The organism is Streptomyces sp. NPDC028331, from assembly GCF_055565775.1.
Map to the genome: position 1 here is coordinate 51,363 of NZ_JBVHTR010000028.1, position 18,636 is coordinate 69,998.

16 protein-coding genes and 4 tRNA genes are annotated in these 18,636 nt (G+C 71.1%); 13 read left to right on the top strand and 7 right to left on the bottom strand.

Features of this window, described 5'->3' with window-relative positions:
• Nucleotides 1-74 precede the first annotated feature (74 nt).
• Nucleotides 75-938 (top strand): DUF1259 domain-containing protein, encoded by an 864-nt coding sequence (locus ACZ4SW_RS31495; protein WP_468252238.1) that lies wholly within the window; start codon nucleotides 75-77, stop codon nucleotides 936-938.
• 71 nt (nucleotides 939-1,009) lie between these two features.
• On the opposite strand, the gene ACZ4SW_RS31500 is transcribed toward ACZ4SW_RS31495, so the two are convergent.
• The 4 genes from ACZ4SW_RS31500 to ACZ4SW_RS31515 all read right to left on the bottom strand — a co-directional run bounded on the left by ACZ4SW_RS31500 (nucleotide 1,010) and on the right by ACZ4SW_RS31515 (nucleotide 3,003).
• Nucleotides 1,010-1,083, bottom strand: a tRNA-Phe gene (locus ACZ4SW_RS31500).
• Between the two features lie 23 nt (nucleotides 1,084-1,106).
• A tRNA-Asp gene (locus ACZ4SW_RS31505) sits at nucleotides 1,107-1,181 on the bottom strand.
• 37 nt (nucleotides 1,182-1,218) lie between these two features.
• Nucleotides 1,219-1,291, bottom strand: a tRNA-Glu gene (locus ACZ4SW_RS31510).
• Nucleotides 1,292-1,371: 80 nt separating this feature from the next.
• Nucleotides 1,372-3,003, bottom strand: coding sequence for a metallophosphoesterase family protein (locus tag ACZ4SW_RS31515; RefSeq protein ID WP_468252239.1), 1,632 nt, complete (start codon nucleotides 3,001-3,003; stop codon nucleotides 1,372-1,374).
• A gap of 104 nt (nucleotides 3,004-3,107) precedes the next feature.
• Between ACZ4SW_RS31515 and ACZ4SW_RS31520 the strand changes: the two genes are divergently transcribed.
• The 8 genes from ACZ4SW_RS31520 (at nucleotide 3,108) to ACZ4SW_RS31555 (ending at nucleotide 11,914) form a co-directional block, all read left to right on the top strand.
• Nucleotides 3,108-3,458 carry a metallopeptidase family protein gene (locus ACZ4SW_RS31520; protein ID WP_468252241.1) on the top strand — a complete coding sequence of 117 codons (351 nt, stop codon included), beginning with the start codon at nucleotides 3,108-3,110 and terminating at the stop codon, nucleotides 3,456-3,458.
• Between the two features lie 181 nt (nucleotides 3,459-3,639).
• Nucleotides 3,640-4,176: a hypothetical protein gene (locus ACZ4SW_RS31525; protein WP_468252242.1), complete on the top strand. Its 537-nt coding sequence runs from the start codon at nucleotides 3,640-3,642 to the stop codon at nucleotides 4,174-4,176.
• Between the two features lie 241 nt (nucleotides 4,177-4,417).
• The gene (locus tag ACZ4SW_RS31530; RefSeq protein WP_468252243.1) at nucleotides 4,418-6,661 is read left to right on the top strand and encodes a DEAD/DEAH box helicase; all 2,244 of its coding nucleotides are present in this window, start codon (nucleotides 4,418-4,420) and stop codon (nucleotides 6,659-6,661) included.
• A 162-nt stretch (nucleotides 6,662-6,823) separates the two neighbouring features.
• Complete coding sequence (locus ACZ4SW_RS31535) at nucleotides 6,824-8,398, top strand: amino acid permease (RefSeq protein ID WP_468252245.1); 1,575 nt, start codon at nucleotides 6,824-6,826, stop codon at nucleotides 8,396-8,398.
• A 135-nt stretch (nucleotides 8,399-8,533) separates the two neighbouring features.
• A tRNA-Lys gene (locus ACZ4SW_RS31540) sits at nucleotides 8,534-8,606 on the top strand.
• A 491-nt stretch (nucleotides 8,607-9,097) separates the two neighbouring features.
• Nucleotides 9,098-10,039: an STAS domain-containing protein gene (locus ACZ4SW_RS31545; protein ID WP_125499781.1), complete on the top strand. Its 942-nt coding sequence runs from the start codon at nucleotides 9,098-9,100 to the stop codon at nucleotides 10,037-10,039.
• Between the two features lie 103 nt (nucleotides 10,040-10,142).
• Nucleotides 10,143-10,643 carry a DUF5994 family protein gene (locus ACZ4SW_RS31550; protein WP_468252246.1) on the top strand — a complete coding sequence of 167 codons (501 nt, stop codon included), beginning with the start codon at nucleotides 10,143-10,145 and terminating at the stop codon, nucleotides 10,641-10,643.
• A gap of 47 nt (nucleotides 10,644-10,690) precedes the next feature.
• Nucleotides 10,691-11,914 carry a PP2C family protein-serine/threonine phosphatase gene (locus ACZ4SW_RS31555; RefSeq protein WP_468252247.1) on the top strand — a complete coding sequence of 408 codons (1,224 nt, stop codon included), beginning with the start codon at nucleotides 10,691-10,693 and terminating at the stop codon, nucleotides 11,912-11,914.
• A 24-nt stretch (nucleotides 11,915-11,938) separates the two neighbouring features.
• Here the strand turns inward: ACZ4SW_RS31555 and ACZ4SW_RS31560 are convergent, their stop codons facing one another.
• A complete protein-coding gene (locus tag ACZ4SW_RS31560) occupies nucleotides 11,939-12,421 on the bottom strand; it encodes a DUF5994 family protein (RefSeq protein WP_263230766.1) in 483 nt (160 codons plus the stop codon).
• 244 nt (nucleotides 12,422-12,665) lie between these two features.
• On the opposite strand from ACZ4SW_RS31560, the gene ACZ4SW_RS31565 reads away from it, so the two are divergent.
• The gene (locus tag ACZ4SW_RS31565; RefSeq protein WP_158922448.1) at nucleotides 12,666-12,950 is read left to right on the top strand and encodes a hypothetical protein; all 285 of its coding nucleotides are present in this window, start codon (nucleotides 12,666-12,668) and stop codon (nucleotides 12,948-12,950) included.
• Between the two features lie 40 nt (nucleotides 12,951-12,990).
• Here ACZ4SW_RS31565 and ACZ4SW_RS31570 read toward each other — a convergent pair whose 3' ends face one another.
• On the bottom strand, nucleotides 12,991-14,574 hold the full coding sequence (locus tag ACZ4SW_RS31570; protein WP_468252249.1) for a site-specific integrase: 1,584 nt from the start codon (nucleotides 14,572-14,574) through the stop codon (nucleotides 12,991-12,993).
• Nucleotides 14,571-15,257 (bottom strand): helix-turn-helix domain-containing protein, encoded by a 687-nt coding sequence (locus tag ACZ4SW_RS31575; protein ID WP_468252250.1) that lies wholly within the window; start codon nucleotides 15,255-15,257, stop codon nucleotides 14,571-14,573. The genes ACZ4SW_RS31570 and ACZ4SW_RS31575 overlap by 4 nt, the downstream gene beginning before the upstream one ends.
• 96 nt (nucleotides 15,258-15,353) lie before the next feature.
• Here ACZ4SW_RS31575 and ACZ4SW_RS31580 point away from each other — a divergent pair, with 96 nt between their 5' ends.
• The 3 genes from ACZ4SW_RS31580 (at nucleotide 15,354) to ACZ4SW_RS31590 (ending at nucleotide 18,406) form a co-directional block, all read left to right on the top strand.
• Nucleotides 15,354-15,593, top strand: a complete 240-nt coding sequence (locus ACZ4SW_RS31580; RefSeq protein ID WP_225099819.1) for a hypothetical protein — start codon at nucleotides 15,354-15,356, stop codon at nucleotides 15,591-15,593.
• Between the two features lie 263 nt (nucleotides 15,594-15,856).
• Nucleotides 15,857-17,119, top strand: coding sequence for a DUF3631 domain-containing protein (locus tag ACZ4SW_RS31585; RefSeq protein ID WP_468252251.1), 1,263 nt, complete (start codon nucleotides 15,857-15,859; stop codon nucleotides 17,117-17,119).
• 489 nt (nucleotides 17,120-17,608) lie between these two features.
• Nucleotides 17,609-18,406, top strand: a complete 798-nt coding sequence (locus tag ACZ4SW_RS31590; RefSeq protein WP_388576008.1) for a DUF2637 domain-containing protein — start codon at nucleotides 17,609-17,611, stop codon at nucleotides 18,404-18,406.
• Nucleotides 18,407-18,636 lie beyond the last annotated feature (230 nt).

Sequence of the window (18,636 nt, forward strand, 5' to 3'; positions counted from 1 at the left end):
ACGGCACGGATCACCCGCACGGCGGTGAGTCCCCAGGCGCGGGCGGCAGGGCCGGCCGGAATGCCGACGCGTTGGTGCGTCCCGCCGACAGCACCGCGAAGGACTGGGCCCACGTGGCGGCGGAGCTGGGCCGCGAGGGCAGCATGCTGGGCAGGCTCATCTACCGGACGGCCTTCCCCCGCTCCGACCTGCATGTCGTCTCCGACGGCGTCATCGTGTCGCCGGAACTCGCCGTCGGCTCGCACGTGTCCTTCATCCGCTATGCCGACGGCACCGCCCTGACCATGGGGGAACTGGCCGTCACCGAGAAGGAGCTGCACCGGGTGACCGGCGCGCTGCAGTCGCACGGCATCGAGCAGGTGGCCATTCACAACCACCTGCTCGCCCACACTCCCCGAATCGTGTGGGTCCACACGCACGGGCACGGTCCGCAGCCCCAGACCCTGGCCCGCGGCCTGCGTGCCGCGCTGGCCTGCACCGGCACGCCGCCCGCCAGGTCCTCGACGACTCTCCCGAAGAAGCTGAAGCTGGACACGGCGGGCATCGACGCCGCCCTGGGCACCACGGGCACCGTCTACGGCAACGTCTACAAGTCCGCCTTCGTACGCCGCGAAACGATCATCGACGGCAACTACGTCCTGCCGCCCGGCTCCGGGGGGACCACGGCCCTCAGCTTCCAGCCGGTGGGAGGGGGCCGTGCCGCGGTCAGCGGGGATGTCGCCGTCGTGGCCGGGGAGACGCAGGACGTGCTGGACGCCCTCCAGCGCGGCGGAATCCAGATCGTCGAGTTGCACAACCACGGCCTGGTCGACACGCCCCGCATGTTCTTCATCCACGTCTGGGCCGTCGGCGACCCCGTGAAGATCGCCCGGGGCCTGCGCCGTGCGGTGGCCCTCACCAACGCCGTACCCGCACGTGGGACGGCGGGGGGCGAGTAGCGGCGCGGCCGACATGAACACAGCCCCTCCGGGAGATCCCGGAGGGGCTGTGTGCCCTGGTAGGGCGGTTGTGGCTGGGGCCGGGGTCGAACCGGCGACCTTCCGCTTTTCAGGCGGACGCTCGTACCAACTGAGCTACCCAGCCACGAGGTTTCGGTGAAACCTCAGCGGTCCTGACGGGATTTGAACCCGCGGCCTCCACCTTGACAGGGTGGCGAGCACTCCAAACTGCTCCACAGGACCAAGCGCTGCGTACGACAGTGTCGCACAGGGTGGTGCGTGCCCCCAACGGGATTCGAACCCGTGCTACCGCCTTGAAAGGGCGGCGTCCTAGGCCGCTAGACGATGAGGGCTATCGGCCCGCCTGGGCGCTTCTCAGCGCGTCGGGGACGTGAGAAGCATATGGGATGGGAGGAGGGTTCGCCAAAACCGTTTAGGGGGCGCTCGGTGCCGGGGTCGCGCCGGGGCGGCTCGCCGGGGGCGTGCTCGGGGGCGCGGTGCCCGGTGTGGGGCTGCCGCTCGGTGTGGGACTGCCGCTCGGCGCGGGGGTCCGGCCCGGCTGGTTCTCCTCGGGCAGGTGCCGGGTCACCTCCGCCGTCGTCTGCCCCAGGCCGCCGAGCTTGATCTCGTCCCAGGCCTGCAGACGGCGGGTGTCCCGGTCCAGGTAGAGGATGGAGGCCTCGATCGGGGCCGGATACCGGCGCTCGACCGCCCGCAGCCCGCTGCCGCCCGTCGATCCCTCGATGCGCAGCCGGGTGCCGTACTTCATGACCTCCATCCCCTCGTGGTGCAGATGCCCCGCCAGGACCAGCGGTACGTCGCCGTCCACCTGGCGTGCGGCGGTCGGTTCATGGGCGATCGCGATGTCGACGGGCCTGCCCGCGGTCTTCTGGTCGCGCAGGGCCGTGGCCAGGCGGGCGCCCGCCAGTTCCTCGGCGCGGTCGCCGCCCGGGGTGACCGACCGGTCGGGGGTGAACTGCGGGTCCCCGATCCCGGCGAAGCGCAGGCCCGCGACGCTGACCGCCCTGCCGCCGTCCAGGACGTGCACGTTCTTCATGTGCTCCAGGTAGCGCTGGGTGGTCAGCGAGTCGTGGTTGCCGCGGACCCAGACGTAGGGGGCGCCCAGGTCGGCGATCGGATCCAGGAAGCGGTTCTCCGCCGCGGTGCCGTGGTCCATGGTGTCGCCGGAGTCGACGATCACGTTGACGTCGTACTGCTTCACCAGCGAGGCGATGATCTTCCAGCTCGCCGGGTTGAGGTGGATGTCGGAGACGTGCAGAACCCGGATCGTCGTCGGGTCCGGCTGGTAGGCGGGGAGGGTGGACGTGACGTCGTAGAGCTTCGTCACGTTCGTCACCAGGCGCGCCAGCTCCTGCTGGTAGACGTCGAACTCGGTGACGATGCTGCGCGCGTTGCCGACCAGGGAGGGCGCGGAGGAGAGCAGGCCGGAGAACTTCGGCTCGAGGACCGACTTGGGGTTCCAGGTGGCGTACGCCGTCGCCCCACAGGCGGCGAGGAGGGTGAACGCCAGTCCGCCGGCCGCGAGGGCCCGGCGCGGACGGCGGTAGACCGCCAGGCCGAGCGCGCCGGCGCCGGCGACCACCGCGACGCAGGAGCGCACGGCCAGGTCGAGCGTGCCGTGTTCCACGTCGTGAGTGATCTCCTCCTGGAGCCCGGAGATCCGCTCGGGGTGCTCGACCAGCTCCTGGGCGCGGGCCGGGTCGAGCTGGTCCACGTTGACGTCCAGGCGGACCGGCGCCTCGTGGCTGTTCAGGCTCAGGGCGCCGAGCGGGGACACGTTGATCTTCGTGCCCCCGGCGAGCGAGGGGCGCAGGGTCATCGTGGTGTTCATGGGGCCCACCGGGACGCGTACGTCGCCCACGATCAACAGGCCGAGCCAGGAACCCAGGAGCACGACGGCGACCATGCCGAGGGCCCGCAGCCAGGGGTGGGGCTGCGGGAGGAGTTCGGCGGCCGGGCGCGGGCGGAGTGAGCGGTAGTACCGGGCGAACGTGGAGGGCGCCCGTCGAACGCGGTTCAGAGCTGCTGCGGGGACGCGGTCCATTGGTCCCGTATGCCCAGGTTGGCGAGCGGATATGCGGAGTGGATCACCGGATCCGCGGGCGGTCGCGCCCCGCCTGGCGGGGGATCGTGCCGGACAATGGGCCTGTGCTGGAGATGACGCGCGAGGAGTTCGAAGAACTGGTGTCCGAGGCGCTCGACCGGATCCCGCCGGAGCTGACGCGGCTCATGGACAACGTCGCGGTGTTCGTCGAGGACGAGCCGCCCACGGACGATCCCGGGCTGCTCGGTCTGTACGAGGGCACTCCGCTGACGGACCGCGGCGAGTGGTACGCGGGCGTGCTGCCGGACCGGATCACCATCTACCGGGGGCCGACCCTGCGGATCTGCGACACCCGGGAGGACGTGGTCGCCGAGACCGAGGTGACGGTGGTGCACGAGATCGCGCACCACTTCGGCATCGACGACACCCGGCTGCACTCGCTGGGGTACGGGTGAGGCGCGGCGTGCGCTCCGGCAGGGGGCACGTCCGGAAGCGATGCCCGCGGTGACGGTCGAGCGTCCTCACGCACGGGTGACCTCGGGCGGGTGACATTCCCTTCGCGCGGCGCGTGTCCTCTTGCGGGCGACGGGAGTTGGGCAGGCTGACTTCTCGTACGCCCCCCGGAGGTGGCTGCCCGTGCGCGCCTGTTGTGTACCCGTCCGTCTGGCCGCCGCGGTCATGGCCCTCGCCGCCGCCACCGGCTGCATGAGCGTGGGGGACGGCGCGGGCGCTCCGTCGAAGGCGCCCTCGGTGGGGCGGCGCGGCGGGGCGGCTCCGGACGGCGGTTCGGCGACGAGCGGGGGTGCGGACGCGGGCCTGGGCGGAGCGGCGGCCAAGGGGGGATCGCCGAAGCCGGGCGTGCCCGGGACCGGGGGATCCTCCGCACCGCCCTCCGCGTCGGCGTCCAGGGGCAGCGGTGGGTCGAAGGGCGCCGGGCCGACCGCCGGGGCGACGACACACCCCGGCAAGGGGGGCGGCGGTGCGGTGCCGCCCGCGCCGACGGCCGGGCAGCCGGACCCCACCCAGAGCTCGGTCGACCCCTCGCCGACGAGCCGTCCGGATCCGCCGTCGCCGACCCCGGCCACCGCGGAGCCGTCGTCCTCGGCGCCCGGGCAGGCCACGCAGCTGGTGCAGCGGGAGCCCGCGCCACGCGCGGGAATTCCGGCCGCTTAGGGGTGGACGGCCCTTGTGGCTGTGGCGAGGGTCACCCGGAGGGAGCGGGGATCGGTTTGCGTTCGGCGGGGCGAGGTGCGTATCTTGGTAGATCGTTTGATCCCATTTGCCCGGCGCCATGAAGACGCGCCGCGTGTGGCGCGTACTCTCCCTTGCCGTGGCCGGACCGCATCGAGGCGGTCGATTGTGACTTCACGGATGTTTGGGCACGTGCCAGAACTCCGGAAGGTTCGCATTTCGTATGTCTGTTGCCGGTACCGAGCACATCGTCCTGTCCGAGGACGACTCCCAGGACACCGAGGGCACCCAGCACACCTCCGTGGCCGCTGAGACCCAGGACACCGCTCCCGAGGTCACCTTCGCCGACCTCGGCCTGCCCGAGGGCATCGTCCGCAAGCTCGCGCAGAACGGCGTCACCGTCCCCTTCCCGATCCAGGCCGCGACCATCCCGGACGCCCTGACGGGCAAGGACATCCTCGGCCGCGGCCGCACGGGCTCGGGCAAGACGCTGTCCTTCGGTCTGCCCACCCTGGCCACCCTGGCCGGCGGGCACACCGAGAAGAAGAAGCCCCGGGCCGTGATCCTCACCCCGACCCGTGAGCTGGCCATGCAGGTCGCGGACGCGCTGCAGCCCTACGGCGACGTGCTCGGGCTGAAGATGAAGGTCGTCTGCGGCGGCACCTCCATGGCCAACCAGATCTACGCCCTCGAGCGCGGCGTGGACATCCTGGTCGCCACGCCCGGCCGCCTGCGCGACATCATCAACCGCGGCGCCTGCTCCCTCGAGGACGTGCGGATCGCCGTCCTCGACGAGGCCGACCAGATGTCCGACCTGGGCTTCCTGCCCGAGGTCACCGAACTGCTCGACCAGGTCCCGGCGGGCGGCCAGCGGATGCTGTTCTCCGCGACCATGGAGAACGAGATCAAGACCCTCGTCGACCGCTACCTGAACGACCCGGTGAGCCACGAGGTGGACGCCGCCCAGGGCGCGGTGACGACCATGTCGCACCACATCCTCATCGTGAAGCCCAAGGACAAGGCGCCGGTCACCGCCGCGATCGCCTCCCGCAAGGGCCGCACCATCATCTTCGTCCGCACCCAGATGGGCGCCGACCGTGTCGCCGAACAGCTGCGCGACGCCGGGGTGAAGGCGGACGCGCTGCACGGCGGCATGACCCAGGGCGCGCGCACCCGGACGCTGGCCGACTTCAAGGACGGCTACGTCAACGTGCTCGTCGCGACGGACGTCGCGGCCCGCGGCATCCACGTCGACGGGATCGACCTCGTGCTCAACGTGGACCCCGCCGGGGACCACAAGGACTACCTGCACCGCGCCGGCCGTACGGCGCGTGCGGGCCGTACGGGCACGGTGGTCTCCCTCGCGCTGCCGCACCAGCGGCGCCAGATCTTCCGGCTGATGGAGGACGCGGGCGTCGACGCCTCGCGCCACATCATCCAGGGCGGGGCCGCCTTCGACCCCGAGGTCGCCGAGATCACCGGCGCCCGGTCGATGACCGAGGTCCAGGCGGAGTCCGCCGGGATGGCCGCGCAGCAGGCCGAGCGGGAAGTCGAGCAGCTCACCAAGCAGTTGGAGCGGGCGACGCGGCGCGCGGCCGAGCTGCGGGAGGAGGCCGACCGCCTGGTCGCGCGGGCCGCGCGGGAGCGGGGCGAGGACCCTCAGGCGGCGGTGGCGGCCGCGGCGGCGGAGAGCACCGAGGCGCGGACCGAGATCTCGGTGCCGGAGCAGCGGACCGCCAAGGACGCCGAGCGCGCCGAGAGCGCCGAACAGGGCGAGCGTGCGGAGCGTACGGCGGCTTCGGCGTCGTACGAGCGGCGGGAACGCCGGGAGGAGCGCGGCGGTTTCCAGCGGGACCGCGGTTTCGACCGTGACCGTGACCGGGACCGCGGCTTCGACCGGCGGGACGACGACCGTGGCGGCCGTTCCTTCGAGCGGCGTGACGACCGGGGCGGCTTCCGCCGCGACGGCGACCGTCGCCCCTCCGACCGCGACCGCGGCTTCGCCGGCCGGGACCGCGACCGTGGCTTCGACCGCCGCGACAACGACCGCCGCGACAACGACCGTCGTGACAACGACCGTCGTGACAACGACCGTCGTTCGTTCGACCGGCGTGACGACCGCGGTGGCTTCCGCCGGGACGACGACCGTGGTGGCTTCCGCCGTGACAACGACCGCGACCGCCGCCCGTTCGACCGCGACCGTCGTGACAACGACCGTCGTTCGTTCGACCGGCGTGACGACCGGGGCGGCTTCCGTCGTGACAACGACCGGCGCCCCTTCGAGCGCCGTGACGACCGCGGCGGGCACCGCGGCAGCGACCGCCCGTTCAACCGGGACCGCCAGGGCGACCGCCCCGGCTTCCGCTCCAGCGGCCACGACCGCCCCTACGGCCGTCGTGACGACCACCGCGGCACCGGTTCGTTCGGCCGCCGCGAGGACAAGCCGCGCTGGAAGCGCAACGGCTGACGGCCGGTGATTTCGAAGGGCCCGTACGACTTCCCGTCGTACGGGCCCTTCCGCGTTCCGTGACGACCGCGGCGACAGACCTTGCCCAACCGTTGGTCAACCGCCGGTTTCAGGTCACCGAGTGACGCATGTCACGCCCTCGGCGAGGGAATCGCTGGGGGCATGACAGATGACGCCAGAGCCAGTGGGCCGTCGGACGAAGAGCGGCTGGCCCAGCTCGGTTACACACAGGTTCTCGCGCGCCGCATGTCGGCGTTCTCCAACTACGCGGTCTCCTTCACGATCATCTCGGTCCTGTCCGGCTGCCTGACGCTGTACCTCTTCGGGATGAACACCGGCGGCCCCGCCGTGATCACCTGGGGCTGGGTGGCCGTCGGCCTGATGACGCTGCTCGTCGGGCTGTCGATGGCCGAGATCTGCTCGGCGTACCCGACCTCCGCGGGCCTGTACTTCTGGGCCCACCGCCTGGCTCCGCCGCGCACGGCCGCGGCCTGGGCCTGGTTCACGGGCTGGTTCAACGTGCTGGGCCAGGTGGCGGTGACGGCGGGCATCGACTTCGGTGCCGCGTCCTTCCTGGGCGCGTACCTCAACCTCCAGTTCGACTTCGAGGTCACCCCCGGCCGCACGGTCCTGCTCTTCGCGGCGATCCTGCTGCTGCACGGCCTGCTGAACACCTTCGGCGTCCGCATCGTCGCCCTGCTCAACAGCGTCAGCGTGTGGTGGCACGTGCTCGGGGTCGCGGTCATCGTCGGCGCCCTCGCCTTCGTACCGGACCACCACCAGTCGGCGTCCTTCGTGTTCACGAAGTTCGTGAACAACACCGGGTGGGGCAGCGGAACTTACGTGGTCCTGCTCGGCCTGCTGATGGCGCAGTACACGTTCACCGGTTACGACGCCTCCGCCCACATGACGGAGGAGACGCACGACGCGTCCACCGCGGGCCCGAAGGGTATCGTCCGTTCCATCTGGACCTCCTGGATCGCCGGCTTCGTCCTCCTGCTGGGCTTCACCTTCGCCATCCAGTCCTACGACAGGGAACTCGCGTCCCCGACCGGCGCGCCGCCCGCGCAGATCCTGCTGGACGCCCTCGGAGCGAGTGCGGGCAAGCTGCTGCTGCTCGTGGTGATCGGCGCGCAACTGTTCTGCGGGATGGCGTCGGTGACCGCCAACAGCCGCATGATCTACGCCTTCTCGCGCGACGGCGCGCTGCCCTTCTCGCACGTGTGGCACACGGTCAGCCCGCGCACGCGCACCCCGGTGGCGGCGGTCTGGCTGGCCGCCGTCGGGGCGCTCGTCCTGGGCCTGCCGTACCTGATCAACGTGACCGCGTACGCGGCCGTCACGTCGATCGCGGTGATCGGCCTCTACATCGCCTACGTCATCCCGACCCTGCTGCGGGTCCGCCGGGGCGACACCTTCGAACGCGGCCCCTGGCACCTGGGCCGCTGGTCCCAGCCGATCGGTGTGATCTCGGTGGCCTGGGTCGTCGTGATCACGGTCCTGTTCATGCTGCCGCAGGTCTCCCCGGTGACCTGGGAGACGTTCAACTACGCCCCGGTCGCCGTCCTGGTCGTCCTCGGCTTCGCCGCGACCTGGTGGCTGGCCTCGGCCCGCCACTGGTTCCTGAACCCCGGCCACGAACGCACCCGCGCCCGCGAGGCCGCCCTTCCCCGACCTCTCGGCTCCGCTCGAGCAGGGGAGACCCCGGGCGGCGCCCCCGAACCGGCCGACCCGTAACCTCACCGGCCACCCGCACGGCCGTCCCGCCACCCACCCGCATGCCACCCACAACGAACACATCCGGCCCGCCTCCCCGATACCCGATCGGAGACACGGCCTCCTCGGGCTATGCTCGGGGAGGCAACATCGCGAGGGCCCTTAGCTCAATTGGCAGAGCAGTGGACTTTTAATCCATTGGTTGTGGGTTCGAGTCCCACAGGGCCTACGGCTGGTAGGCGGGGGATATGGCCCCTGACCTGCTACGCAGCGTCCGAGCCGGCGTCAGCTGGCTCGGACGCTGCTTCGTTTCCGGGCTCCTGCGTGAGCGATGCGTGAGCGGGAAGAGCGGCCACCTGCGGCGGTTTTGTGTGAGACCGCCCTCAGCGGATACCCGGCGGGCGTGAGGTACGGCAGTGTGCCCCACGAGTGGGCCGTCTGCCCCGGATGTCTCCATGAGCCTCGGCAGGCGGTGCGCTCCTTACGGGCCTTACGGGTGAGCCCGTCCGGTGCTGCGGGTCGAGTCGGCCGGCGGCGTACGGTGGAGATACCGAGGGCATCACGCACTCCGGCCGTCCTGCCGGGTCGTCCTCGGCGAGAGACGAACCCCGGGCCGTCCGAGCGGCGGTGCGGAGACGGGTCGGCAATCATGCCCGCCGCGATCACAACAACTCCGCACCCTTCCCTGGTCGTTGCGTTTCCCTGCCGAAGGGCGGGGTGATGGCCGTGCAGCGCCTGGACATCCACCGGCGTGACCGGGGGGAGCGGGCCCTCGTCACGCTCGTCGGCGACATCTGGCCGGCCTCGGCGCCCCTGCTGCGGGCCGCGCTGGAGCAGTGCCTGCGCGACGGCATGACCGCCATCGACGTCGATCTCACCACGGTCGGCTCCTGTGACGCCAAGGGCCTGGACGTCTTCCTGGCGGCGTCACGGCATGCCGGCCGCGTGCACGCCTGCCTGCACCTGCACCATCCGTGCGCGCAGATCACCCGGCTCCTCGCCTTCACCGGCTCCGCGCCCCTGCTCCGCGATCTGCTGGACCCGTCCGCGGCGGGTCCGTCGGCCGGCGGGACGCAGACGTCCGGCGACCGCGCCGGTGCGCCGGTCGTCAAGGACGGGATCCGCCTGCGCAGGCTGACTCGCCGGCAGGTGGAGGGGATGAGCGAGGACATCGCCGACCTGGCCGTGGCCGGCCCCTTCCTGCGGGACGACTTCCTGCGGCGGCTTGCCGTCAGCGCCCGACGGCCTGGCTTCGCGCTGCTGGTGGCCGAGACGACGGTGTTGGTGGGGTGCGTCTTCGGGTTTCCGGTGAGTCCCGTCAGCCGGTCCGAGCAGGGGTTGCAGGAGAGCGTCCAACGGCTCACCGGCTGTGCCCGGTTCCTGCTCCTCACCCAGGTCGTGGCGCACCAGCACCCACAGCGCCGCGACATCGGCCGCCGTCTGCAACAGCGTCTGCTGGCCGATGAGCGCACCGAGCTCGGAGTGGCCTTGCTGATTCCGGCCGACCGGGCCGGACAAGCCGCCTACGACTCGTGGGGCTGGCGGAACCACGGGGAGATGGTCGGGCTGCCCGGTCGGGGCGCTCCTTGCGTGCTGACCCTGTTCCGGGAGAGCGGATCTTCGCTGCCTGCGCCTCGGGCCGCCGTTCCAAGCCGGGCGTAGCCTTGAAGACACCGAGAGCATGTCGGGCGCATGATCAGGACAGCGCCGTTCCCGGCGAGTGGCGAACGAGGGCAGCTCCAGGCCGCCCGGACGGGATCGCACGATGGACTCCCCCACACCGCCCGTAGGAGACCGGCCGCCGGGTGACGCGCACACGTACAGGATGCCGCTGGCCCGGCTGAGGCTCACGCCGGAGGCCAGCCATGGCCCGCTGGACGGGGCGTGGTGGCCGCGTTGCGACGCCCTGGAACTGGAGCTGCCCGCGCTCGTGGGCTCGCTCGACCCCGGCCTTGGCACGGTCACCCGCGTCACGGTCGGCGCTGCGGCCTGGCCTGACGCGCCACTGACCGTGTCGGCGCCGGACCACGTGATCGAGGTCGTCCTGAGCGACGCCACCGCCGAGGAGCATGCCATCACCCTGGACTGCGGCACCCTGGGGCGCTGGGAGCTGCTGGTCGTCCCGCCCGACGAGCCGGCCGGAACCGCCGAATGCCTGTTGACCGCCGCCGCCGATCCGTGGAATCCGCTGTCGGCTCAGCGCACCTTGGCACATGTCGAGGACAGCTTCGGCCGGGAGGGCGCAGGGGAACAGCACGGCCCATGATGGAGTGATGGGACGGGTAGTCCATTCGCCGGTCGACCCCGCCGCCGATGTCCGTGTGGATCACGGTGGGTGAGCTGATGACGGCCGAACCGGGCACGGACCGCTCCGAGAGCTTCGGGGAAGCGCTTCTGGGGGCGGTTCTCGACCGGGCGCACGAGCTCCCGCCCCACCTCATCGGACCGCTGGTCGCCGACGTGGTGGAGCGGCTCGGCGGCCGCCGTCCGCAGGTGCTGCTCCAGGACTACGGTCAGTTGCTGCTCGTACCTCTGCGCGGTGAGGGCCTCACGGGCGGGGATCCGCAGGACATCGACGCTTCCGTCGCGGGCCGGTGCTTTCTCGACGCCCAGCCCGTCGAGGTGCCCGAGGCCGACGGCGTACGGGTCCACCTGCCGCTGCTGGACGGCGGCGACCAGGTGGGCGTCATGGCCGTGACGCTGGACCGGGTCGATGACGACGACCGGCGGCTGCTGGCCAGGCTCTCCGGCCTGGTTGCCGACCTGCTGGTGACCAAGCACGGCTACTCCGACCTGTTCTTCTCCACCCGCCGCGGTGAGCCGATGAGCGTCGCCGCCGAGATCCAGTGGTCCCTGCTGCCGCCTCTGGCCATGGTCATGCCGCGGGTCGCCGTGGCCGGGATCCTGGAGCCCGCCTACGACGTGGCGGGGGACAGCTTCGACTACGCGCTCAACGGTGACATCCTCCACGTGGCCATGATCGACGCGATGGGGCACGGCCTGGGCGCGGCCACCATGGCCACCGTGGCCATCGGCGCCTACCGTCACGCCCGCCGCCTCGGCACCGGCCTGTCGGAGATCTACGCCGCCATGGACGTCGCCGTGGTACACCAGTTCGGCCCGGACCACTTCGTCACCGCCCAGATGATGCGGCTGGACACGGCCACGGGGCGGATGCACTGGGTCAATGCGGGACACCCGCCACCGATACTCGTGCGCGATCACCGCGTCGCGCGTCGGCTGGTCGCCCCCACGACCCTCCCGGTCGGCCTGGGCGGGCCGGCGCCGGAGGTCAGTGAGCTGGACCTGGAGCGTGGAGACCGCGTCCTCTGCTTCACGGACGGACTGATCGAGGAACACGCCGTGGGTGAGGAGCAGTTCGGTGAGGACCAGCTGATCGACTGCGTGAACCGGCTGGAGAGGACCGGTCGCGGGGTCCGGGCGGTGGCGCGCTCCCTGTCGCACACCCTCAAGCGAGCACGGGGCGGACACACGACGGACGACGCGACGCTGCTCCTGGTGGAGTGGCGCGGCTGACCGCACCACCGGCAACGACGAAGGTCAGCCGGACGGCCTCTGCCCGCTTCCCGTGTCGATGAGGATCTGCCCCGCCTCGCTGACGTTGCCGGCCAGGGCAGCCTGTGCCATCGCAGCGCGGGCGGCCTCGGGAGGCGTGTCCGGTGGGACCACCAGCAGCGAGAAGAGGTCACCCTCGCCCCGGGTGATCAGGACCGTGTCGTCACCCACCGGGAAGGAGTCCACGTGTACCACGTGGTCGCCGACGACGATCCGGGTCGGGAGCCCCTCCCAGGCCGTGGCATCCAGCCCGACGCGGGTCAGGGGGCCCAGGTGCTCGGTGAGGGCGCTCAGCAGCGCGGGCAGCTCGGCACCGATGTCGCGCGACCGCGGCCACCACGCCCCGTCGAGGACGCCTTCGCGCGATGCCGTCGTCTCCAGCCGGAGCAGTGCACTCCCCGGCCGCACGGCATGGTGCACACCGCTCGGCAGGTGCCTGGAACCAGGGGATGTGTCGGAGCCGGTCATGGAGGACCACCTGTCCGGGATCCGGTGCGAACACGGGATCCGCCTCGCTTCTGACCACGCTACTCCCCATCACCGCGAGCATCGGCGTCGCCGGGAATCGCCGGGACGCCCGCATACAGCGAGGGGAAGCCGCATGAGGGGCTGCGCGGCGGGGCACCCGGGCGGCGGAGGCTGTGAGCGAGGCCGCAAGGCCCACTGCCTGTCGGCATCAGCAGCCTCGGATACCAGCCTGGGAGCGCCAGAGATGACGACACTCCGTGAACGCAAGACCTACCGCAAGGCCGTCCTCCGGCAACTCTACGGAGCCATGGAACGCAACCGACCTGAGGTCAGCGGGGCGGCACTGCGCGAGGCGCTCCGGCTGCCCGACGACGACCTGTCCGCAGCCTGCGCCTACCTGGCCGACGAGGGCCTGATCACCGTCGAGTGGACGTCGCACAAGACGCCCGCCACCGTCTCACTGTCCCATGAGGGCATCCGTTACATGGAGGAGGAAGAGGAGTGGGGTGATCCCAGGCCGAGTGAGTGACGCGGCTCCACGCCCGGTCGCTGCTTTTCGGGCCGGGACTTCAATCCCCGTGTGACGCCTGGGCGGATGTGCCGGTGGCCTGCGGATCGAACGCTGCCGGGGCGGACGGTTCGGCGGCTGCCGGACGGGACCGCGGGATCAGCCTCGCTGCCTTCTCAGCGATTTCGCGGTCGAGCTCCGGGAGCAGGCTCGTGTACGTGTCCGAGGTCAGCGTGATGGTGGAGTGCCGGAGGGTCTCCTTCACCGTGTGGATGTCGCCGCCGCCTCCGTGCGTGAGCGTCGCGGCCACGTGGCGCAGGTCCCGCAGGGTGATGGGGGGCAGGTCGGTCGTGGCGAGGATACGGCGGAAGGTCTCCGACACCGTCTCGGGGTGGAGCCAGGAGCCGTCCTCCTTCGTGAAGACCTTGCCCGTGTCCTGCCAGGCGCCGCCCCAGTCCGCACGCTCCTTGTCCTGGCGGGCCTTGTGGTCGCGCAGCACGGCGATGTTCATGCTGTCGAGCGCGATCGTGTTCGCGCTGCCGTCTGTCTTCGGCTCGGACTCGTAGAGGTCCCAGCCGTCCACCACGATCTCCTTGGCCGGAGTGATGAGGCCGGCGCCGAGATCGATCTCGTGCCAGTCCTGGCCGACCGCCTCGCCGCGACGGAGGCCGCGGGTGCCCATCAGGTGGAAGATCGCGTACAGCCGGTCACCCTCGGCGGCGTCCAGGAAGGCGCCGAACTGCTGCGGGGTCCAGACCATGACCGCGCCGGGGATCTCGCCCGTCTCGCGCCAGCGTCGGACCCGCTCCTCGGTCCAGAGGAGGGGCTTGGGGCGCCTGCCGGACTCCAGCTCGACGTGGGAGGCAGGGTTGAAGGTGATGAGCTGCTGGGCGATCGCGGAATTCAGCGCCGCGCGCAGGGTGCGGCGGATCGCCTGCCGGGTGGCCGGGCCGGTGATCTTTCGGAACGGCTTCATCTCCGCCAGCTTGGCCCGCTCGGCCGCGAGCAGCTTTCGCTCGGCCCCTACGGGTCGCCCGGGTTTGCTCGGCTTGCAGCGGGCGATCTGCTCGCGGCGGGCCTCGTTCTCGGCCGCGATCACCTCGTTCTCGTCGGCGATCGCGTCGAACATCTCCACCAGGTGGCCGACGTTGAGCCGGTCGAGGCGCACGTGGCCGATGCGCGGCTTCAGGTGGACGCGGATGTGGGAGGCGTAACCGTTCAGCGTGGTCTTGCGGCGCTTCTTCGCGGCGAACCACTGGTCGAGCCACTCGCCGACGGTGAGGCTGCCACGGAGGGCCAGGCCCGCACGCAGACGGCGTTGGGTCTCCTCGATGGCCGGCAGTGGGGCCTTCTCGGCCGCGACCTCCGCCAGCATGGCGGCGAGGCGCTGGAGGCTGTCGGGGTCGTCCTTGTCCGCGAGGGCCAGCAGGGAGCGGACGTGGTCGAGTTCCGACTGGGCGTCCTTGAGGGACTCGTAGCCGGCGCGGCTGAAGGAGCGACGGGTGCCGTCCTCGCGGGGCGGCAGTTCCTGGCGTATGGAGTAGTAACCGTGCTTGCGGCCCTTGCGCTTGGGGCACGAGGCGCCGAGTTCCTTGCCGGTCTTCGGGTCGCGGCAGGAGCAACGGCGGTAGGTGGAGCCCTTCAAAGGCGTTCCTCCGGGGTGGTTTCGGTATCGGGTTCGGGCGGGTCGACATCGCCCAGTGCGGGTGGCAGATCAGGTGGGGTGGCCCCCTCCTCGCGGAGGTCGCGGCGGAGGTAGCGGAGCCTGTACTTGGCCGAGACGGCCTGATCGGCGTACTTGGCCTGCTGGCGCTCGGCTTCTTCCTTCTCGGCGCGGCTGGTGGCCGTCTTGGCCGCGAACCGGGCCTGTTCTTCCTCTTCGAGCGCGGCGAGAGCGGTGCGGACGAGACTGGCGTGAAGCTCGAAGTCGGGGACCAGGCCCGCGTCGTAGCCGGGTACGTCCTCTTCCCCGGTGAAGCGCCGTAGGGCGTCCCAGGTGGGCACGAGGTGCTGGAAGGGGAGTTCCTGGGTCTTTTCGACGTAGCCGACCGGGAAGATCAGGCAGACCGGGTACGTCTCCAGGGCGGCGGCCAGGACCATGACGTCCGCGAGGGGGAGGTTGGCCCGGCGGCCGGACTCCATGTTGGCGATCACGTTGCGCGGGATGGCATGTCCGAGCTGTTCGCACCGGTCCGCCAGGTCCTGTGCGCTCCACCCCATCTCCTTCCTTCTGCGCCGGACTTCGCCGGCGACGTTGGCCTTGATCCGGTCCGCCCACTCGGGGACGTCGTCCTCGTCACTTCCATCATCGAAGCCGCGTTGTGTCATAAAGACACATTAGCTTGGCCATCCTGGTTGGTAGACGCCTGGAGCCGGACGTGATGACTGCGTTCGCCGAGGGCTGCATGGAAAGGGGCGCACTGCATGCGCGACGACGCGATGGCCGGAGACTCGAAGGGCTCGAAGGGGATGAGTCGGGAGGAGGTACTCGCCCTCCCGGTGGCGGTTGACCTGGACACGAGCAATCGAGCGCTGGGGCTCGGCCGGAGCAAGGGCTATGAGCTGGCGAAGCGAGGCGCCTACCCGTGCAAGGTGCTGCGCCTGGGCAACGCCTACCGGGTGGTGACCGCGGACTTGTGGGAACTGCTGGGTCTGGCGGCGTGAAGGGGCGGCAGCGTAGCAGACGGTTCTGCGCTGAGCTGACACAGAATCGCTGGACTGTCGCCGGGGGTGGACGTACTGTCCGTGTTCCCTCGGGGCACCGAGCGAGTGTCCCGACTCGGGACACAGAGCGTGTTCAGTCTCTGAACGCAGCGAGCCTCCGGCGCGGCAACGCCGGAGGCTCGGGAATCCCCGTCGCCCGTCTCCAACGAACGATCCGCGCCGCTGGGCCTGCATGCCCAGCGGCGCAGAAGAGGAGCCACCTGGTGCAACCTGAGAACCCTGCGCCCTATTCCACCCCCGTATCCCCTGCCACCGCATGGCCGTCGGTCGCGGTGCCGGGCAAGCCCGACCAGGGCGAACCCGAGCACGCTGCGTCGGTCGCGGCGGCCGAGACCCGGGCGCCGGATCCGGAGCCGACCGTCGGCTCGGCGCTGCTGGACGAACTGCGTGAGCAGATAGCGAAGTTCGTGATCCTGCCCTCGCCGGAGGCGCTGGATGCGGTGACGCTGTGGGTGGCGGCGACGCATCTGCAGCCGGCCTGGCAGCACGCGCCGCGTCTGGCGGTGGTGGGGCCGGCGAAGCGGTGCGGCAAGTCGCGGCTGCTGGACGTACTGACCGAGACGGTCCACGAGCCGATGCTCACCATCAACACCACACCGGCTGCGGTGTTCCGGTCGATCACCGAGGAGCCGCCCACGCTCCTGGTGGACGAGGCGGACACCATCTTCGGCACGCCGAAGATGGCGGAGAAGAACGAGGAGATGCGCGGCCTGCTCAACGCCGGCCACCAACGCAACCGCTACGTCACGCGGGTGGTCGGCAACGACCACACCCCGCACCGGTTCGCCACCTTTGCCATGGCGGCCCTCGCGGGGATCGGTGACCTGCCCGACACGATCATGGACCGGGCTGTGGTGATCCGTATGCGCCGCCGGGCGGAGGGCGAGCGCGTCAAGCCCTTCCGCTCCCGACGCGACATCCCCGCTCTGCACGACCTGCGCGACCGGATCGCTGCATGGGCAAGGCCGCTGCTGGATGAGGCAGCGGACCTGGAGCCGGACATGCCAGTGGAGGACCGGGCCGCAGACACCTGGGAGCCGTTGGTCATCATCGCGGACCTGGCCGCCGGATCCTGGCCCCGTCGCGTCCGAGAGGCGTGCGCACGGATGGTCGCCGCAGAGGTCGAGGCAGAGGAGGACCGGCCCGGCGGAGCCCGAATCCTCGCCGACATCCGCAGGGTGTTCGTAGCCCAGCGCGAGCCCGACAGCCTTACCACGGACGAACTACTCCACCAGCTCCGGCAGGATGCCGAGAGCCCCTGGGCGGAGTGGGGACGCAACGGGCTGAACGCCAAGGACCTGGCAGCGATGCTCCGAGAGTTCGATATCAGGCCCGGCAACGTTCGCCTCCCCGACGGAACCCAGCGCAAGGGCTACATGCGCAACAAGTTCCTCGACCCCTGGCGGCGCTACTGCCCCACTGTCCACTCAGTGGACACCGAGCCTGCCGCCCCCAGCGCAGACTGACCCCCGCATCCCCCGGTGGGCGTCCCTGCCGTCCCTGCCGTGATTCCGCAGGTCAAACGGCATGCAGGCAAGACGGCAGCCGGCGACAAGACGGCAAAGCGATCATGGTGAATCGCTGCCGCCGGGAGGACGCCGCCCGGATCCGTCTTGCGCCGTCCCACGCGTCCTCGCCGTATCACCGCAGGTCACAGCCCCGCCGAGTGGGACGGCACAACGTGGAAGTGCCGTCCCGCCCGGCCGGGGACACGACGAGACGCCGCCGGCAGGCCGCCCGCCGTCAGGCCGCGCCGCACACGCCGGACGACGCCCGAACGCCGCCGGTACGGCACATCCACGCCCTGCCGTACCGGCCCTGACCTGCGCTTGCAACGGCCAAGACGGCAAGACGGATCACACCGCCAAACCCCAGGAGCACCCCGCTTGACCCTCCCTACCCCCACACCCAGCCCCACCTACCGGGGGCACCGTCCCGACGAAGGACGGCTGTCGATGACCAAGAAGGACATCGAGCGGTACACGCTCGGTGCAGCCGGAGTCGTCATCGTCGCCCTCACCATCAGCGGATTCTGGCTGTCGTACGCACACCTCGCCGAGGTCGCCGGACAGCACGGGCTGCGCAGCTCTCCCACTCGCCGCTGGGCCTGGCCGGCGACCTTGGATGCGTTCATCGTCGCGGGCGAACTGCTCATGCTCCGTGCGGGCCTGCGCCGGGTGACCGACAGGTGGGCGATCGCCCTTACGGCCACCGGGTCGGTCGGCTCCATCGCGCTCAACGTGGCCGGGGTCAACGGCACGGGCAGCGCGGGCACTGTGCCGCTGCTCGACTACGTGGTCGCCGCGGTCCCCCCGACCGCAGCGCTGCTGGCCTTCGGCGTCCTGATGCGGCAGATCCATCAGCTCGTCGACCAGCCTGCGGGCCATCCGGAACCCGCGCCGGTCCAGGCGCCGGAACCACCGGTCACCGCCCCCGCCACGCTTGCCGAGGCACCGGCCGAGCCCGCCCAGCCCGTGCCGCCGACCGCCGTGTCGTGCCAGCCGTCGAACCCACCGTCCGAGATTGCGGAGAGCAGGCCGCGCGGTGGCCGCCCGCCCGGCGCCACGCTTGAGGAACTCGTGGAGATCGGCCGGATCGCCCTCGCCGAGCACGGCACGCTCACCCGGTCACTGCTCCGGAATGCCGTCAAGGCCAAGGGCCTGACGATCAGCAGCGAGCGGCAGACCGACGTGATGACCACCCTCCGGTCCGAAATCGAAGCCGCCGCCGAGACCGGTCCGGACAGCGGCTGACCGGAATCTCCACGGGGTGACCGGAACCCTTCCGGTCACCCCGGCCAGTCGGCCACCGGTCTCACTCGCCGCCCGCTTATCCACATCTGTGGACGAGGCGGTGACTGTCCCCACTCCGCCGCCCCCTCCTGCGGAATTGCCCGCCTTGCCCACCCCTCCTGGAGCACCGCCCGTGACGCACAACCCGCACCACCCTCAAGACACCCCAGACGAGCCGATACCGCTGACGA

Bases quoted from the DNA above. Each gene is read 5' to 3' on its own strand.
- ACZ4SW_RS31560 (WP_263230766.1), bottom strand. From the start codon at position 12,421: ATGACCGGCTCCGACACATCCCCTGGTTCCAGGCACCTGCCGAGCGGT.
- ACZ4SW_RS31535 (WP_468252245.1), top strand. From the start codon at position 6,824: ATGACAGATGACGCCAGAGCCAGTGGGCCGTCGGACGAAGAGCGGCTG.
- ACZ4SW_RS31555 (WP_468252247.1), top strand. From the start codon at position 10,691: ATGTCCGTGTGGATCACGGTGGGTGAGCTGATGACGGCCGAACCGGGC.
- ACZ4SW_RS31530 (WP_468252243.1), top strand. From the start codon at position 4,418: ATGTCTGTTGCCGGTACCGAGCACATCGTCCTGTCCGAGGACGACTCC.
- ACZ4SW_RS31575 (WP_468252250.1), bottom strand. From the start codon at position 15,257: ATGACACAACGCGGCTTCGATGATGGAAGTGACGAGGACGACGTCCCC.
- ACZ4SW_RS31550 (WP_468252246.1), top strand. From the start codon at position 10,143: ATGGACTCCCCCACACCGCCCGTAGGAGACCGGCCGCCGGGTGACGCG.
- ACZ4SW_RS31580 (WP_225099819.1), top strand. From the start codon at position 15,354: ATGCGCGACGACGCGATGGCCGGAGACTCGAAGGGCTCGAAGGGGATG.
- ACZ4SW_RS31545 (WP_125499781.1), top strand. From the start codon at position 9,098: ATGGCCGTGCAGCGCCTGGACATCCACCGGCGTGACCGGGGGGAGCGG.
- ACZ4SW_RS31515 (WP_468252239.1), bottom strand. From the start codon at position 3,003: ATGGACCGCGTCCCCGCAGCAGCTCTGAACCGCGTTCGACGGGCGCCC.
- ACZ4SW_RS31565 (WP_158922448.1), top strand. From the start codon at position 12,666: ATGACGACACTCCGTGAACGCAAGACCTACCGCAAGGCCGTCCTCCGG.
- ACZ4SW_RS31590 (WP_388576008.1), top strand. From the start codon at position 17,609: ATGACCAAGAAGGACATCGAGCGGTACACGCTCGGTGCAGCCGGAGTC.